The organism is Pseudomonas sp. MF06569 (genome assembly GCF_059862735.1).
Genome location: NZ_JCBCUZ010000041.1, coordinates 12,740 through 29,206, shown reverse-complemented (window position 1 = coordinate 29,206; position 16,467 = coordinate 12,740). Strand labels below are relative to the sequence as shown.

The 16,467-nt window shown below is 59.3% G+C and carries 13 protein-coding genes; 12 read left to right on the top strand and 1 reads right to left on the bottom strand.

The window, feature by feature from the left end; all coding sequences use genetic code 11:
• The 12 genes from AC19YQ_RS23495 to AC19YQ_RS23440 all read left to right on the top strand — a co-directional run.
• A partial coding sequence (locus AC19YQ_RS23495) for a urocanase-related protein (protein WP_500595924.1) occupies positions 1-581 on the top strand: 581 nt, incomplete at its 5' end.
• Between the two features lie 157 nt (positions 582-738).
• Positions 739-2,271, top strand: a complete 1,533-nt coding sequence (gene hutH, locus AC19YQ_RS23490; protein WP_500596067.1) for a histidine ammonia-lyase — start codon at positions 739-741, stop codon at positions 2,269-2,271.
• Positions 2,272-2,346: 75 nt separating this feature from the next.
• Complete coding sequence (locus AC19YQ_RS23485; RefSeq protein WP_219262193.1) at positions 2,347-3,750, top strand: amino acid permease; 1,404 nt, start codon at positions 2,347-2,349, stop codon at positions 3,748-3,750.
• Positions 3,751-3,777: 27 nt separating this feature from the next.
• The gene (gene hutI / locus AC19YQ_RS23480; protein ID WP_500596066.1) at positions 3,778-4,983 is read left to right on the top strand and encodes an imidazolonepropionase; all 1,206 of its coding nucleotides are present in this window, start codon (positions 3,778-3,780) and stop codon (positions 4,981-4,983) included.
• Between the two features lie 11 nt (positions 4,984-4,994).
• On the top strand, positions 4,995-5,801 hold the full coding sequence (hutG, locus tag AC19YQ_RS23475) for an N-formylglutamate deformylase (protein ID WP_339474941.1): 807 nt from the start codon (positions 4,995-4,997) through the stop codon (positions 5,799-5,801).
• Positions 5,802-6,011: 210 nt separating this feature from the next.
• Positions 6,012-6,983 (top strand): prolyl aminopeptidase, encoded by a 972-nt coding sequence (pip, locus tag AC19YQ_RS23470; RefSeq protein ID WP_133076781.1) that lies wholly within the window; start codon positions 6,012-6,014, stop codon positions 6,981-6,983.
• Positions 6,980-7,417: a D-aminoacyl-tRNA deacylase gene (dtd, locus tag AC19YQ_RS23465; protein WP_500596065.1), complete on the top strand. Its 438-nt coding sequence runs from the start codon at positions 6,980-6,982 to the stop codon at positions 7,415-7,417. The genes pip and dtd overlap by 4 nt, the downstream gene beginning before the upstream one ends.
• Before the next feature lie 231 nt (positions 7,418-7,648).
• Positions 7,649-9,340 carry a glucan biosynthesis protein G gene (locus tag AC19YQ_RS23460; RefSeq protein WP_500596064.1) on the top strand — a complete coding sequence of 564 codons (1,692 nt, stop codon included), beginning with the start codon at positions 7,649-7,651 and terminating at the stop codon, positions 9,338-9,340.
• Positions 9,333-11,885 carry a glucans biosynthesis glucosyltransferase MdoH gene (gene mdoH / locus AC19YQ_RS23455; RefSeq protein WP_133076778.1) on the top strand — a complete coding sequence of 851 codons (2,553 nt, stop codon included), beginning with the start codon at positions 9,333-9,335 and terminating at the stop codon, positions 11,883-11,885. The genes AC19YQ_RS23460 and mdoH overlap by 8 nt, the downstream gene beginning before the upstream one ends.
• A 280-nt stretch (positions 11,886-12,165) precedes the next feature.
• Positions 12,166-12,963, top strand: coding sequence for a transporter substrate-binding domain-containing protein (locus tag AC19YQ_RS23450; protein WP_133076777.1), 798 nt, complete (start codon positions 12,166-12,168; stop codon positions 12,961-12,963).
• 190 nt (positions 12,964-13,153) lie between these two features.
• Positions 13,154-14,113, top strand: coding sequence for an amino acid ABC transporter permease (locus AC19YQ_RS23445; protein ID WP_442800257.1), 960 nt, complete (start codon positions 13,154-13,156; stop codon positions 14,111-14,113).
• Positions 14,106-14,840, top strand: coding sequence for an amino acid ABC transporter ATP-binding protein (locus AC19YQ_RS23440; protein WP_500596063.1), 735 nt, complete (start codon positions 14,106-14,108; stop codon positions 14,838-14,840). The genes AC19YQ_RS23445 and AC19YQ_RS23440 overlap by 8 nt, the downstream gene beginning before the upstream one ends.
• Positions 14,841-14,889: 49 nt before the next feature.
• On the opposite strand, the gene AC19YQ_RS23435 is transcribed toward AC19YQ_RS23440, so the two are convergent.
• Positions 14,890-16,455 (bottom strand): methyl-accepting chemotaxis protein, encoded by a 1,566-nt coding sequence (locus AC19YQ_RS23435; protein WP_500596062.1) that lies wholly within the window; start codon positions 16,453-16,455, stop codon positions 14,890-14,892.
• Positions 16,456-16,467 lie beyond the last annotated feature (12 nt).

Sequence of the window (16,467 nt, the reverse complement as noted above, 5' to 3'; positions counted from 1 at the left end):
CGCTGTCGGGCGATGCCGAAGACATCTACAAAACCGACGCCAAGGTCAAGGAACTGATCGCTGACGACGCCCACCTGCACAACTGGCTGGACATGGCTCGCGAGCGCATCAGCTTCCAGGGTCTGCCGGCTCGTATCTGCTGGGTTGGTCTGGGCCAGCGCGCCAAGCTGGGCCTGGCGTTCAACGAAATGGTGCGCAGCGGCGAGCTTAAAGCCCCGATCGTGATCGGCCGCGACCATCTGGACTCCGGTTCGGTATCGAGCCCGAACCGTGAAACCGAGTCGATGAAGGACGGATCTGACGCCGTGTCCGACTGGCCATTGCTCAACGCCCTGTTGAACACCGCGAGCGGCGCGACCTGGGTTTCGCTGCACCACGGCGGTGGCGTGGGCATGGGCTTCTCCCAGCATTCGGGGATGGTGATCGTGTGTGACGGTACCGACGAAGCGGCTGAGCGTATCGCCCGTGTGCTGCACAACGACCCGGCAACCGGCGTGATGCGTCACGCAGATGCGGGCTACGACATCGCCATCGACTGTGCAAACGAGCAGGGCCTGAACCTGCCGATGATCAACGGCTGACCCACGGGCACGAATCCTGTGGGAGCGGGCTTGCTCGCGATGCAGACGCCTCGGTACTTCAGGCAGTACGAGGTGATGCAATCGCGGGCAAGCCCGGCTCCCACAAGGTTACGAACAATTTCTATAATTTCGGTTACACGCGTGAAGGAGTATTAACGTGCTTGAGTTAAACCTGATCCCCGGCCAACTGAGCCTTGCCCAACTGCGTGACATCTATCAGCAGCCAGTCACCCTGAGCCTGGACGAAAGTGCGTCGGCGCAGATCGATGCCAGTGTGGCGTGCGTTGAGCAGATCCTTGCCGAGAACCGCACCACGTACGGCATCAACACCGGTTTCGGTTTGTTGGCTTCGACCAAAATTGCCAGCGAAGACCTGGAAAACCTCCAGCGCTCCTTGGTGCTGTCCCACGCAGCCGGTATCGGCGAGCCAATCAGCGATGATCTGGTACGCCTGATCATGGTGCTCAAGGTCAACAGCCTGAGCCGTGGTTTCTCCGGGATTCGTCGCGTGGTGATCGATGCGTTGATCGCGCTGATCAATGCCGAGGTTTACCCGCACATTCCACTTAAAGGTTCGGTAGGCGCATCGGGCGACCTGGCGCCGTTGGCGCATATGTCGCTGGTGCTGCTGGGCGAAGGCAAGGCCCGTTACAAGGGTGAGTGGCTGGATGCCGTCACTGCCTTGAAACAAGCCGGTCTTGAGCCGCTGACCCTGGCTGCCAAAGAAGGCCTGGCCCTGCTCAACGGCACTCAAGTGTCGACGGCCTATGCCTTGCGCGGTCTGTTTGAAGGCGAAGACCTGTTTGCTGCCGCGATGGCCTGTGGCGGCCTGACCGTTGAAGCCGTTCTGGGTTCGCGCTCGCCGTTCGATCCACGCATTCATGCTGCCCGCGGTCAACGCGGTCAGATCGACGCCGCTGCCATTTACCGTGGCCTGCTGGGCGCGAGCAGCGAAGTGTCCGAGTCGCACAAGAACTGCGACAAGGTACAAGACCCGTACTCCCTGCGTTGCCAGCCGCAAGTGATGGGTGCCTGCCTGACCCAGTTCCGCCAGGCCGCCGAAGTGCTGGGCATTGAAGCCAACGCAGTGTCGGATAACCCGCTGGTATTCGCCGAGCAGGGCGACGTGATCTCCGGTGGCAACTTCCATGCCGAGCCGGTTGCAATGGCTGCTGACAACATGGCGCTGGCGATTGCAGAAATCGGTTCGCTGAGCGAGCGTCGCATCTCGTTGATGATGGACAAGCACATGTCGCAATTGCCGCCGTTCCTGGTGGCCAATGGTGGCGTGAACTCCGGCTTCATGATCGCTCAGGTAACGGCTGCGGCCCTGGCCAGCGAGAACAAGGCGTTGTCCCACCCACACAGCGTTGACAGCATTCCGACCTCGGCCAACCAGGAAGACCACGTATCGATGGCCCCTTCTGCTGGCAAGCGTCTGTGGGAAATGGCCGAAAACGTCCGTGGCGTACTGGCGATCGAGTGGCTGGCCGCGTGCCAGGGTCTGGATCTGCGTGATGGCCTGAAAACCTCGGCCAAGCTTGAAGTCGCTCGCACCACCCTGCGCAGCAAGGTCGCTCATTATGAGAAAGACCGCTTCTTCGCACCGGATATCGAAGTTGCCATGCAACTGCTGGCAACCCGTTGCCTGAACGATCTGCTGCCTGCTCACGTTCTGCCAAGCCTGTAACCCCAAAAAACGCAGAGGGTCTTATCGACCCTCTGCGTCTCTGTTTTCGCCGACAAAAATAATCAAGGACGCGAAATGCAAAACCAGACTCAAGGTTTGAAACGCGGGCTATCCGCTCGCCACATCCGTTTTATGGCGCTGGGTTCAGCGATCGGAACGGGTCTTTTTTATGGTTCAGCCGCTGCCATCCAAATGGCTGGGCCTGCTGTGCTGCTGGCGTACCTGATTGGTGGCGCCGCGGTGTTCATGGTGATGCGTGCACTGGGCGAAATGGCCGTGCATAACCCGGTATCCGGCTCGTTTGGCCAATATGCCAGCACCTACCTGGGCCCCATGTCCGGCTTTATCCTGGGCTGGACCTATGCCTTCGAGATGATCATCGTGTGTCTGGCCGATGTCACCGCCTTCGGCATTTACATGGGCTTCTGGTTCCCGGAAGTCGCGCGCTGGATCTGGGTGCTGGGCATCGTGCTGCTGATCGGCGGCTTGAACCTGTGCAGCGTCAAAGTCTTTGGCGAAATGGAGTTCTGGCTGTCGCTGCTTAAAGTTGCCGCGATCGTGGCCATGATCCTGGCCGGTTTCGGCATCATGCTGTTTGGCATCGGTACGTCTGGCAGCACGGATGCCGTGGCTACCGGCATCAGCAACCTGTGGTCCTTCGGCGGCTTCATGCCTAATGGCGTGGGCGGTTTGATTGCTTCGTTTGCCGTGGTGATGTTTGCCTTCGGCGGTATTGAAATCATCGGCATCACTGCCGGCGAAGCCAAAGATCCGCAGCGTGTGATTCCCAAAGCGATCAACGCGGTACCGCTGCGCATTCTGCTGTTCTATGTGCTGACCCTGTTTGTGTTGATGGCGATCTACCCTTGGACCCAGATCGGCAGCCAGGGCAGTCCGTTTGTGCAGATCTTTGACAGCCTGGGCATCAGCTCGGCGGCCACCATTCTGAATATCGTGGTGATTTCGGCGGCGGTATCGGCCATCAACAGCGACATCTTCGGCGCGGGCCGCATGATGTACGGCCTGGCCCAGCAAGGGCAGGCGCCTAAAGGCTTTGCAAAAATCTCCCGCCATGGCGTGCCGTGGATGACCGTACTGGTAATGGGCGCTACGTTGTTGGGCGGTGTGGTGCTCAACTACCTGATCCCGGAAAACATCTTCCTGGTCATCGCCTCGATTGCCACCTTCGCCACGGTCTGGGTGTGGTTGATGATTCTGGTGACCCAAGTGGCCATGCGCCGCTCCATGACCCGTGAGCAAGTAGCCGAACTCAAGTTCCCGGTACCGTTCTGGCCGTATGCGCCAATGGCTGCTATCGCATTCATGGTGTTTATCTTCGGCGTACTGGGTTACTTCCCTGAGACCCAGGCGGCACTGATGGTAGGCGCGGTCTGGATTGTATTCCTGGTGGTGGCTTATCTATTGTGGGTAAAGCCGGCAGCGGGTCGGGCGATTGAAGTGGCTCCCGAGCTTTCCTGAGTTTTTGATCATTGACGGAGTGACGCAATGAAAACCCTTTGGCAACACTGCAATGTCGCAACCATGGCCAATGGCACGTACTCGATCATCGAGGATGCCGCCATTGTCACCCGTGATGGCTACATTGAGTGGATTGGTCCGCGTCAGCAGTTGCCGACGGGCGAGTATGGTCAAACCCACGGCCTGGAAGGGGCGTGGGTGACGCCGGGGCTGATCGATTGCCATACGCACACGGTGTTTGGCGGTAATCGCAGCGGCGAATTCGAGCAGCGCTTGCAGGGCGTGAGCTATGCAGAAATCGCCGCCGCCGGGGGCGGTATTGCCAGCACCGTGCGTGCGACCCGAGCTGCCAGCGAAGATGAATTGTTCGCCAGTGCCCGTCAGCGTTTGCTGTGTTTGCTGCGCGATGGCGTCACCAGCGTCGAGATCAAGTCCGGTTACGGCCTGAGCCTTGAAAGCGAGCGCAAAATTTTGCGGGTGATCCGTCGTCTGGGCGAAGCGTTGCCGGTCACGGTGCGTAGCACCTGCCTGGCGGCCCATGCCTTACCGCCGGAGTACAAGGACCGTGCCGACGACTATATCGAGCATATCTGCAACGAGATGCTGCCCGCGTTGGCCGCCGAAGGGCTGATAGACGCGGTGGATGCGTTCTGCGAATACCTGGCGTTTTCGCCCGCCCAGGTTGAGCGGGTATTCAAAGTGGCGCAGCAATTGGGCTTACCGGTCAAATTGCATGCCGAGCAGTTGTCCTCCTTGCATGGCTCAAGCCTTGCGGCGCGCTACCAGGCGTTGTCGGCGGACCATCTGGAATTCATGACCGAAGAAGACGCCATTGCCATGGCCGCCTCCGGCACCGTGGCCGTGCTCTTGCCCGGTGCGTTTTACTTCTTGCGTGAAACCCAGTTGCCGCCGATGGCCGCCCTGCGCAAGCACGGAGTGAAAATCGCCATCGCCAGCGACCTCAACCCCGGTACGTCCCCTGGCTTGTCGTTGCGCCTGATGCTGAACATGGCCTGCACCTTGTTCCGCATGACCCCCGAAGAAGCCCTGGCTGGCGTCACCCAGCATGCCGCGACGGCATTGGGCATGGGCGAGACCCACGGTTCGCTTGAACCCGGCAAAGTGGCTGACTTTGTTGCCTGGAACATTGATCGTCCGGCAGACCTGGCCTACTGGCTGGGCGGTGATCTGGACAAACGCGTCGTGCGCAGCGGCGTTGACGTAACGCTTTAGGAGAAAAGCTTGTGGACAAGGTTCTGACATTCAAACAAGGCCGTGTGCCATTGCTGATCAGCATGCCCCACGCAGGCTTGAAGCTGACACCTGCGGTCAAGGCCGGGCTGATTCCCGAAGCGCAAAGCCTGCCGGACACCGACTGGCATATCCCGCGGCTCTATGAATTTGCCGCCGAACTGGGTGCCAGCACCCTGGCGGCGGAGTATTCGCGCTTTGTGATCGACCTCAATCGCCCGCAGGATGATGCGCCGATGTATGTAGGTGCGACCACTGGGCTGTTCCCGGCCACGCTGTTCGACGGTGTGCCATTGTTTCGCGAAGGGCAGGTGCCTTCTGCCGAAGAGCGTGCAACGTATCTGGAGCAGATCTGGAAACCTTACCACCTGACCCTGGAGCAGGAACTCAAGCGCCTCAAGGACGAGTTTGGCTATGCGCTGCTGTTTGATGCGCACTCCATCCGTTCTTGCGTACCGCACCTGTTTGACGGGCGCTTGCCGGACTTCAACCTGGGCACTTTCAATGGCGCCAGTTGCGATCCGACCCTGGCCCGCGACCTTGAAGCCATTTGTGCCGAGCATCCGGCCTACAGCCACATCCTGAACGGACGCTTCAAGGGCGGTCATATCACTCGCCACTACGGCAGTCCGGCGGACAACATCCATGCCGTGCAGCTGGAACTGGCCCAGTGCACTTATATGGAGGAGTTCGAGCCGTTCAACTATCGCGAAGACCTTGCGGCACCGACCCAGGTGGTGCTCAAGCAGTTGCTGGCGCGGATTATCGAGTGGGGCCAGCAGCGATACTCCAAGGGCTGAGTCGGGTTGTGTGGGAGCGGGCTTGCTCGCGATGCCAGCGCCGCGGTCTGTCAGTGAGGCTGCGTCGATGCCATCGCGAGCAAGCCCGCTCCTACAGGGTTTAAGCAACAGCCCGATATTCAACCACAGTGTTTTTAAGGGCATGCTCATTGCACCCAATCGGGTTTATGATGCCAGAGGCAACATTATCCCGACCTCCCGGAGTGCGTAATGCAGACCTTGTTCCCGCAGATCAAACCCTACGCCCGGCATGAACTGGCAGTCGATGGCCCGCATGTGCTTTACGTTGACGAGAGCGGTTCGCCAGACGGCCTGCCAGTGGTGTTTGTCCACGGTGGACCGGGTTCGGGCTGCGATGCCAACAGCCGCTGCTACTTCGATCCGGGCCTGTACCGCATCATTACCTTTGATCAGCGCGGTTGCGGGCGTTCAACCCCCCACGCCAGTCTGGACAGCAACACGACCTGGGACCTGGTTGCCGACATGGAACGGATCCGCCTGTTCCTGGGCATCGACAAGTGGGTGCTGTTTGGTGGCTCGTGGGGCTCGACCCTGTCACTGGCGTACGCGCAAAGCCATCCGGACAAGGTGCACGGGCTGATTCTGCGCGGGATCTTTCTGGCTCGTCCTCAAGAAATCGAATGGTTCTATCAGGCAGGTGCCAGCCGGATATTCCCGGACTACTGGCAGGAATACATAGCGCCAATCCCGCCGGATGAGCGTCATGACCTGATGAGTGCCTTTCATAAGCGCCTGACAGGCAATGACCAGATTGCCCAGATGCACGTGGCCAAGGCCTGGTCGACCTGGGAAGGCCGTGCGGCTACCTTGCGGCCAAACCCGCAAGTGGTCGAGCGCTTCTGTGACCCGCACCGGGCACTGTCCATTGCCCGCATCGAATGCCACTACTTTATGAACAATGCGTTCCTGGAGCCCAATCAGCTGCTGCGTGACATGTACAAGATTGCCCATCTGCCGGCGGTCATCGTGCATGGTCGCTACGACATGATTTGCCCGCTGGATAACGCCTGGGAGCTGCATCAGGCCTGGCCGGGCAGTGAGCTGCAGATCATTCGTGAAGCCGGACACGTCGCTTCCGAACCCGGGATTACCGATGCATTGGTACGCGCCACCGAGCAAATGGCCCGCAGCCTGCTCAACTTGCAACCGGACGAAGCATGAGGGGGTTGTTGCAGCGTGTCAGTGGGGCGCGGGTTGAGGTCGCGGGGGAGATAGTCGGCTCAATCGACCAGGGTTTGCTGGTGCTGGTCGCCGTCGAACCCGGTGATACCGAGGCAAGCGCCGCCAAGTTGTTGCACAAGCTCCTCAACTACCGGGTGTTCAGCGATGCCGAAGGCAAAATGAACCTTTCGCTGGTCGACATTGGCGGTGGTTTGCTGCTGGTATCGCAATTTACCCTGGCGGCAGACACCAAAAGTGGCCTGCGCCCCGGCTTCTCCACGGCGGCCCCTCCTGCGTTGGCCGAGGCGTTGTTCAATCATCTGCTGAGTGAGGCCAGACGTCTTCACCCGACAGTAGAATCAGGTCGTTTTGGGGCCGATATGCAGGTGCATTTGGTCAATGATGGCCCTGTGACATTTCTGTTACAAATCTAAAACCCTTAAAAACCGCGTTTTCGTCTGAAAACAGGCGGTTTTAGCGAGAAATACTTGCTGACAGTAGATGCGTTGTCACGCGGGCTACTAGATAATCCTGCGCTACACAGAGACTAATCCGATGCGTCTGGGGAATCATTCATTCCTTTGACGGTCGGAACAGTGCTCGCCAACCTGGCATTTAGATCGCTGGCCGTTGGTTTCATCATCTGTTTTCGGCGAGGTTTGCTCGTGATTGTTAGTCCATTTAATGCACCAAAAATGTCTGCCAAGCGGTTACGCAACGCACTGGTGACGGGCTCTGCGCTCTTTTGCTTGTTCGGTGCGGGTCAACTGTGGGCATTCAGTCTGGATGACGTGGCGGCTGAGGCTAAAACCCTCGCCGAACAGAAATACCAAGCGCCACGCAGCAATTTGCCAAAAGAGTTCCGCGACATGAAGTTCGCGGACTACCAGAAGATTCAATTCAACCGTGACAAGTCCCAGTGGGCGGGCGATAAAACCCCGTTCAAATTGTCCTTCTATCACCAGGGCATGCATTTCGACACGCCGGTGAAAATCAACGAAGTGACGGCCACCACGGTTGAAGAAATCAAGTACGACGCCAGTCGTTTCGATTTCGGTGATGTTCAGTTTGATCCAAAAGCTACCGAGAACCTCGGTTGGGCGGGTTTCCGCGTGCTGTATCCGATCAACAAGGCGGATAAGCAGGACGAAATCATGACCATGCTCGGCGCGAGTTACTTCCGCGTTGTGGGCAAGGACCAGATCTACGGCCTGTCGGCCCGTGGTATGGCGATCGACACTGCATTGCCGTCGGGTGAAGAGTTCCCGCGTTTCACCGAGTTCTGGATCGAAAAACCCAAGCCTAACGACAAGCACCTGGTGATCTTCGCCTTGCTGGACTCGCCACGGGCTACCGGTGCTTACCGCTTTACCCTGCGCCCTGGTGTTGACACCGTCGTGGACGTCAAAGCGCAAATGTTCCTGCGTGACAAGGTTGGCAAGCTGGGCATCGCTCCGCTGACCAGCATGTTCCTGTTCGGTGCCAACCAACCGTCCAAAGTCCTGAACTACCGTCGCGAGTTGCACGACTCGTCGGGTCTGGCCATTCATGCCGGCAACGGCGAGTGGATCTGGCGTCCGCTGAACAACCCGAAACACTTGTCCGTCAGCAACTTCTCGGTTGAAAACCCGCGCGGCTTTGGTTTGCTGCAACGTGGCCGTGACTTCAGCCACTACGAAGACCTGGACGACAACTATGACAAGCGCCCAAGCGCCTGGATCGAACCGCAGGGTGACTGGGGCAAAGGCTCCGTTGACCTGGTAGAAATTCCGACCGCCGATGAAACCAACGACAACATCGTTGCGTTCTGGAGCCCGGAAACACTGCCAGAGCCGCTCAAGCCGTTTGATTTCGCTTACCGCATGCACTGGACCCTGGACGAAGCTGCCCTGCATCCAACGGACAGCGCCTGGGTCAAACAAACCCTGCGCTCGACCGGCGACGTCAAGCAATCGAACCTGATCCGTCAGCCAGACGGCAGCGTTGCGTATCTGGTGGACTTCGAAGGCCCGTCGCTCAAGGCCTTGCCAGAAAACACCCCGGTACGCAGTCAGGTCAGTGTCGGTGACAACGCCGAACTGGTTGAGAACAACGTGCGTTACAACCCTGAAACCAAGGGCTGGCGCTTGACGCTGCGGATGAAAATCAAGGATCCGAGCAAGTCCACAGAGATGCGCGCAGCGCTGGTTCAGGACATCGAGCAAGCCCCTGTGGCCAAGGCACACGAGAAGAAAGATCACGCGGCCAAGGACGCCAAGGCCCCAGCGGCCCAAGCGCCTGCAGCCACTCCAGAACCGGTGAAGACTGAAAAAGTGTTGACCGAGACCTGGAGCTACCAGTTGCCAGCCGATGAGTAATGCTCAGCCCCAGCCAGCCTCGCTCAGCGAGTACCTGGCGCATCTGCCACTGAGCGATGAGCAGCGCGCGGACCTTGCGAGTTGCACCTCGTTCGCCGAGTTGCATGCGCGTCTGTCCACGCAGGCCGATGTCGATGCTACTGAGGCCGCGCAGGCCTCGGTGGGCACGCGTCTGAACCTGACGTCGGCCGCGGAGCTTGAGGAAGCAGAAATGCTCGCCCTCGATGCCAGCGGCCGGGTGATGCTCAAGGCCACGCCGCCGATTCGTCGCACCAAGGTGGTGCCCGAGCCGTGGCGCACCAACATTCTGGTCCGTGGCTGGCGGCGCCTGACCGGTCGCAGCAATCCGCCTGCGCCGAAAATCGACGAGCGTGTATTACCCCATGCCCGCTGGCGTACGGTGGGTTCGATCCGCCGTTACATCCTGCTGGTCTTGATGCTGGGTCAGACCATCGTTGCCGGCTGGTACATGAAAGGCATCATGCCGTACCAGGGCTGGGCGTTTGTCGACCTTGAAGAGGTGCTGCACCAGCCGTTGATGCAAACGGCGCAACAAGTGCTGCCGTATGCCTTGCAGACCAGCATCCTGATTCTGTTCGGTATTTTGTTTTGCTGGGTATCGGCGGGTTTCTGGACGGCCTTGATGGGCTTTCTGGAACTGCTGACCGGCCACGACAAGTACCGTATTTCCGGCAAAAGCGCCGGGAATGAGGCAATCCCTGAGCAGGCACGTACTGCGCTGGTGATGCCGATCTGCAACGAAGATGTCACCCGTGTTTTTGCAGGTTTGCGCGCCACCTACGAATCGGTTGCCGCGACCGGTGATCTGGATCGCTTCGACTTCTTTATCCTCAGTGACAGCAACGATCCAGACATCTGTGTTGCCGAGCAACAGGCCTGGCTGGATGTGTGCCGCGAAACAGAAGGCTTCGGGCGAATTTTCTATCGCCGTCGTCGCCGTCGTGTGAAGCGCAAGAGCGGCAACCTCGACGACTTCTGCCGTCGCTGGGGCGGTGATTACAGGTACATGGTGGTGCTCGACGCGGACAGCGTGATGAGCGGTGAATGCCTGACCAGTCTGGTGCGCTTGATGGAAGCCACGCCAGACGCCGGGATCATCCAGACCGCGCCGCGAGCATCGGGCATGGACACCTTGTATGCGCGCATGCAGCAATTTGCGACGCGGGTGTACGGACCCCTGTTCACTGCCGGTCTGCACTTCTGGCAGTTGGGTGAATCCCACTACTGGGGCCACAACGCAATCATCCGCATGAAGCCGTTTATCGAACACTGCGCTTTGGCGCCGTTGCCGGGTAAAGGTGCTTTTGCGGGCGCGATCCTGTCTCACGACTTTGTTGAAGCCGCGCTGATGCGCCGTGCCGGTTGGGGCGTGTGGATTGCCTACGACTTGCCGGGCAGCTATGAAGAACTGCCGCCCAACCTGCTGGACGAACTCAAGCGTGACCGTCGCTGGTGCCACGGCAACCTGATGAACTTCCGCCTGTTCCTGGTCAAGGGCATGCACCCGGTACACCGTGCGGTGTTCCTCACGGGCGTGATGTCTTACCTGTCTGCGCCGTTGTGGTTCTTCTTCCTGTTGCTGTCGACCGCCTTGCTGGCAGTCAACACGCTGATGGAACCGCAGTACTTCATGGAACCGCGCCAGTTGTATCCGCTGTGGCCACAATGGCATCCGGATAAAGCCGTGGCGCTGTTCTCGACTACGATCGTGCTGTTGTTCCTGCCTAAACTGCTGAGCATCATCCTGATCTGGGCCAAGGGCGCGAAAGAGTTTGGTGGCAAGTTCAAGGTCACGCTGTCGATGCTGCTGGAGATGCTGTTCTCGATGCTGCTGGCACCTGTGCGCATGATCTTCCACACCCGCTTTGTACTGGCCGCGTTCCTGGGCTGGGCGGCGACCTGGAATTCGCCACAGCGTGACGACGACTCCACGCCGTGGAGCGAAGCGGTGCGCCGTCATGGTCCGCAAACCCTGCTGGGTGCGGCCTGGGCTGCGTTGGTGTTGTGGTTGAACCCGAGCTTTTTGTGGTGGCTGGTGCCGATTGTCGGTTCGCTGATGTTGTCGATTCCGGTGTCGGTGATCTCCAGCCGGGTCAAGCTGGGCCTCAAGACTCGCGATGAAAGCCTGTTCCTGATTCCTGAGGAATACGCACCGCCTCGTGAGTTGTCGGCCACAGCCGAATACACCCACGAAAACCGCTACCACGCACTGCATGACGGTTTTGTGCGGGCCGTGGTTGATCCACAGCAGAACGCACTGGCCTGTGCCCTTGCGACGTCGCGTCACCGTGAGGCCGAGCCGATTGAATGGCTGCGTACTGAACGTGTGCGTCACGCACTCAAGGTGGGTCCTCAGGGTGTCAGCGACAAAGAGCGCATGGAGCTCTTGAGCGACCCTGTTGCCCTGGCCCGCTTGCACGCGCTGGTGTGGAACGAAGGTCACGAAGGCTGGCTGAACGCCTGGCGTGAGTCGGTTGCCGCTGACCCTCACGCACCGTTGTTGCCGCTACAGCCTGCTGCCTGATCTCTCGCATGCAACCCGCTACCCCTTGTGGGAGCGGGCTTGCTCGCGATGGCCTCACCCCGTAATACCTGTTGCACCGCGTTGCCTGCATCGCGAGCAAGCACGCTCCCACGGGAACGGCATCCCACGCCCGTCGTGCTTTTCTCTCGCAAAACTCGTCTCATAACCCTCAGTGAGTTAGCATCCGTTTTCGAATGGGTGAGTGCCCGGCTGTATTGGCTTTTTGAATCGAGCCTGCCGTTGGCCAACGCCTTAATTGAGTAGGTGAGGGGGAGTTGTGATGAAGAAGTTTGTGTCGAAACTGCTGTGCGGTGTGACTGCATTACTGGCGATCAGCGCAGCCCATGCAGGCGCAATTGATGACGCGGTCAAACGCGGCACTCTGAAGGTGGGCATGGACCCAACCTACATGCCATTTGAAATGACCAACAAACGCGGCCAGATCATTGGTTTTGAAGTTGACCTGCTCAAAGCGATGGCCAAGGCCATGGGTGTGAAGCTGGAGCTGGTTTCCACCGGTTATGACGGCATCATCCCGGCGTTGATGACCAACAAGTTCGACATGATTGGCAGCGGCATGACCCTGACCCAGGAACGCAACCTGCGCCTGAACTTCAGCGAACCCTTCATCGTAGTGGGCCAGACCGTGCTCATTCGCAAAGAGCTGGAAGACAAGGTCAAATCTTACAAAGACCTCAACGACCCGCAATATCGCCTGACGTCCAAGATTGGCACCACGGGTGAAATCGTTGCTCGCAAACTGATGTCAAAAGCCCAGTACCACGGCTACGACAACGAGCCTGAAGGTGTTCTGGACGTCGTCAACGGTAAGGCTGATGCCTTTATCTACGACGCCCCATACAACGTTGTAGCGGTTAACAAGTTCGGTAACGGCAAGCTGGTGTTCCTCGACAAGCCGTTCACCTACGAGCCTTTGGCCTTTGGTCTGAAGAAAGGCGACTACGACAGCATCAACTTCATCAACAACTTCCTGCACCAGATCCACGAAGACGGCACTTACGATCGCATCCATGACAAGTGGTTCAAAGACACCGCCTGGCTCAAAGACATGGAATAAGCGCTGATCGCATTCCGCTACTTTTGTAGCAGCTGCCGAAGGCTGCGTCCGGTTGCGCAGCAGCCGTAAAGAAGCTGAATGCGGTTCAGATGAAAAACGGAGGCGTTCGATTTACGAGCGCTTCGCGCCCGGACGTAGCCTTCGGCAACTGCTACGGGCCTGGCTTTTCTCCTGACGGAACCTGAAAGTGATCAAACAAAAAAAAGTCCAGTGGCCCTGGCACGTATTGACCGTGCTGGTGCTCATCGGTCTGGCGGGTGCGTTGTATTACGCCACTTCGCTGATGTCTTACGAATGGCGCTGGAACCGTGTTCCGCAGTACTTCGCCTATCAGGCCGAAGAAGCCCAGCGGGCGGCTGAACGCTCGACCATTATCGAACTGGTACGCAAGGGCGACACTGCCGAAGTCGTGCTGCGTGGCGAAGATGGCAAAGAGCAACGCGTAACCGTTGCCGACAACAGCCTGCAACTGGCTGAAGGCGACGAGGTCGATGAAGGCGATGTCATTGGCGTGAACCGCCACTGGGCCGCAGGACCGCTGCTCTGGGGCTTGTGGACCACCGTCTGGCTGTCGCTGGTGTCTGGCGTATTGGGTTTGATCATCGGGCTGGCCACCGGCCTGTGCCGACTGTCGAACAACCCGACCCTGCGCGACCTCTCGACGCTGTACGTCGAACTGGTACGCGGTACACCGTTGCTGGTACAGATTTTCATCTTCTACTTCTTTATTGGCACTGTGCTCAACCTGTCCCGCGAATTTGCCGGTATTGCCGCGCTGTCGCTGTTCACCGGTGCGTACGTGGCCGAAATCATTCGTTCGGGCGTGCAGTCCATTGCCCGCGGGCAAAACGAAGCGGCGCGCTCGCTGGGCCTCAACAGCAGCCAGTCGATGCGCCATGTGGTGCTGCCGCAAGCGTTCAAGCGTGTGCTGCCGCCATTGGCCGGGCAATTTATCAGCCTGGTGAAGGACACCTCGCTGGTGTCGGTGATCGCCATTACCGAACTGCTCAAAAGTGGCCGTGAGGTCATCACCACCTCGTTTTCGCCGTTCGAAATCCTGTTCTGCGTAGCGGGCCTGTACCTGTTGATCAACCTGCCGCTGTCGCATTTCGCCAGCCGGCTTGAGCGGAGGCTCGCGCAAAGTGATTGAAGTTCGCGAACTGGTAAAAGTCTTCGACACCCGCGGCCACATCGTTCGTGCGGTAGACAACGTCAGCACCACTGTCGCCCAGGGCGAAGTACTGGTGGTGATCGGCCCGTCGGGCTCTGGCAAGTCGACCTTCCTGCGCTGCCTCAATGGCCTGGAAGACTTCGACTCCGGCTCCGTCAGCATTGACGGCCTGGACCTGGCCAACCCCAAAACCGACGTCAATGCCTATCGGCGTGAAGTCGGCATGGTGTTCCAGCATTTCAACCTGTTCCCGCACATGACCGTGCTGGAAAACCTGTGCCTGGCACAAAAGGTTGTGCGCAAGCGTGGCAAGGTCGAACGTGAAGCCAAGGCCCGCGCATTACTGGACAAGGTGGGTATTGGTCAGAAGGCCAACGAGTACCCGTCGCGTCTCTCGGGCGGCCAGCAACAGCGCGTGGCGATTGCCCGTGCGTTGGCGATGGAACCCAAGGTGATGTTGTTTGACGAGCCCACCTCGGCACTCGACCCGGAAATGGTCGGCGAAGTACTGGACGTGATGAAGACCCTGGCCCGCGAAGGCATGACCATGGTCTGCGTGACCCACGAAATGGGCTTTGCCCGCGAAGTGGCGAACCGCGTGCTGTTCTTCGACCATGGCAAGCTGCTGGAAGACTCCTCCCCGGAAGACTTCTTCACCTCGCCCAAGGACCTGCGCGCCCAGGCGTTCTTGCGTCAGGTGCTGTAGTTCTGAATGTGTGGGAGCAAGCCCGCTCCCACACAGGCTTACAAGGCTGTTAAACCTTGAACCGCCCAACCAATGCCTGAAGATGCGTGCCCAGCCGCGCCAGTTCAATGCTCGAAGCCGCAGTCTCTTCGCTCGCGGCGGCGGTTTGCTCTGACACATCACGCACATTCAACACGCTGCGGTTAATCTCATCGGCCACCGCACTTTGCTGCTCAGCGGCGGCTGCGATCTGCTGGTTCATCCCCTGAATCGTCGACACCGTACGGGTGATGTTGCCCAGTGACTCGCCCGCACGGCGGGTCAGCTCAACGCTGTTGTCTGTCAGGGCACGACTGTTGTCCATGCTGCTGGACACCTGCTGAGTGCCGCTTTGCAGGCCGGCAATCAACTCTTCGATTTCTTCTGTGGATTTTTGCGTGCGCTGCGCCAGGCTGCGCACCTCGTCGGCCACGACCGCAAAACCACGACCGGCCTCACCGGCCCGTGCCGCTTCGATGGCGGCGTTGAGGGCTAGCAGGTTGGTCTGCTGGGCGACGGACTTGATCACGTCCAGCACGCTGCCGATCTTGTCGCTTTCGCGTTTCAGATGGCCCATGGCATCGGTGGAATGGCCGACTTCAATGGCCAGCTTCTCGATCTGGGCGATGGCTTGTGCGACCACGTTGTCGCCCTCGCGGGCCTGCTGGTCAGCCGCGACAGCCGCCTCGGAGGCTTCTTCCGCATTGCGCGCCACCTCTTGAACGGTGGCGGCCATTTCGTGCATGGCCGTGGCGACCTGATCGGTCTCGACTTTCTGGCTGTTAACCCCCGCGCTGGTTTGTTCGGTGACCGCCGAGAGTTCTTCCGCTGCACTGGCGATTTGAGTCACGCCATCGCTGATCCCGCCAATCAACTCGCGCAGGCCTTGGGTCATCCGTTGAATGGCTTGCTGCAGCTGCCCCAGTTCGTCGCGGCGGTCGGTGTGATGGTCTTGGGTCAGATCCCCGGCCGCGATGCGCTCAACGGTCTTGAGCGTGCGTTGCAGCGGGATCACGATCTGGCGGGTAATGACCCAGGCGGCGATCATTCCCAGCACCAGCGCCAGCAGCGCGCAACTGATCAACAGGGTCGTGGCCTGATGGCTTTCGTTGTTGCGTTTGGCTGTCTGCAGTGCCGAGAGCTTCTGGCTCTGCTCGATCAGGACATCGCCCTGCTGGTGCATGCGCTCAACGGCCTGTTCGGGCCGGGAGCCCTGGATGAGATCGGTGAAGGCGCGTTTGTACTCGGTCACGGCATTGAGCTGCTGCTCGACCAGCACCAGGTCGTCGGGCGATACCAGCTGTTTGTGTGACTGCTCCAGCGCGTTGTCCAGTGCACTCAGTTGGCCGGTGACGCCGGCCAGTGTGTCTTCCCCCGGATGGCGGTCATATTCAAGGCGGGCAATGCGCAGGTCTTTGGTCAGCGAGATGATTTTCGAGATATTGGCCAGTTTGTCGCCCCGGTCGATCACCGACACCAGGCCATTCCAGCCCGCTGCGGCGATCAGCAGAGTCAGCACCAGTACCAGCCCGAAGCCCAGGCTGAGTTTGCGATTGACGCTTATATTGCCCAGCAGTAGAGCCAGCCGACGGTACATGGTGATACTCCT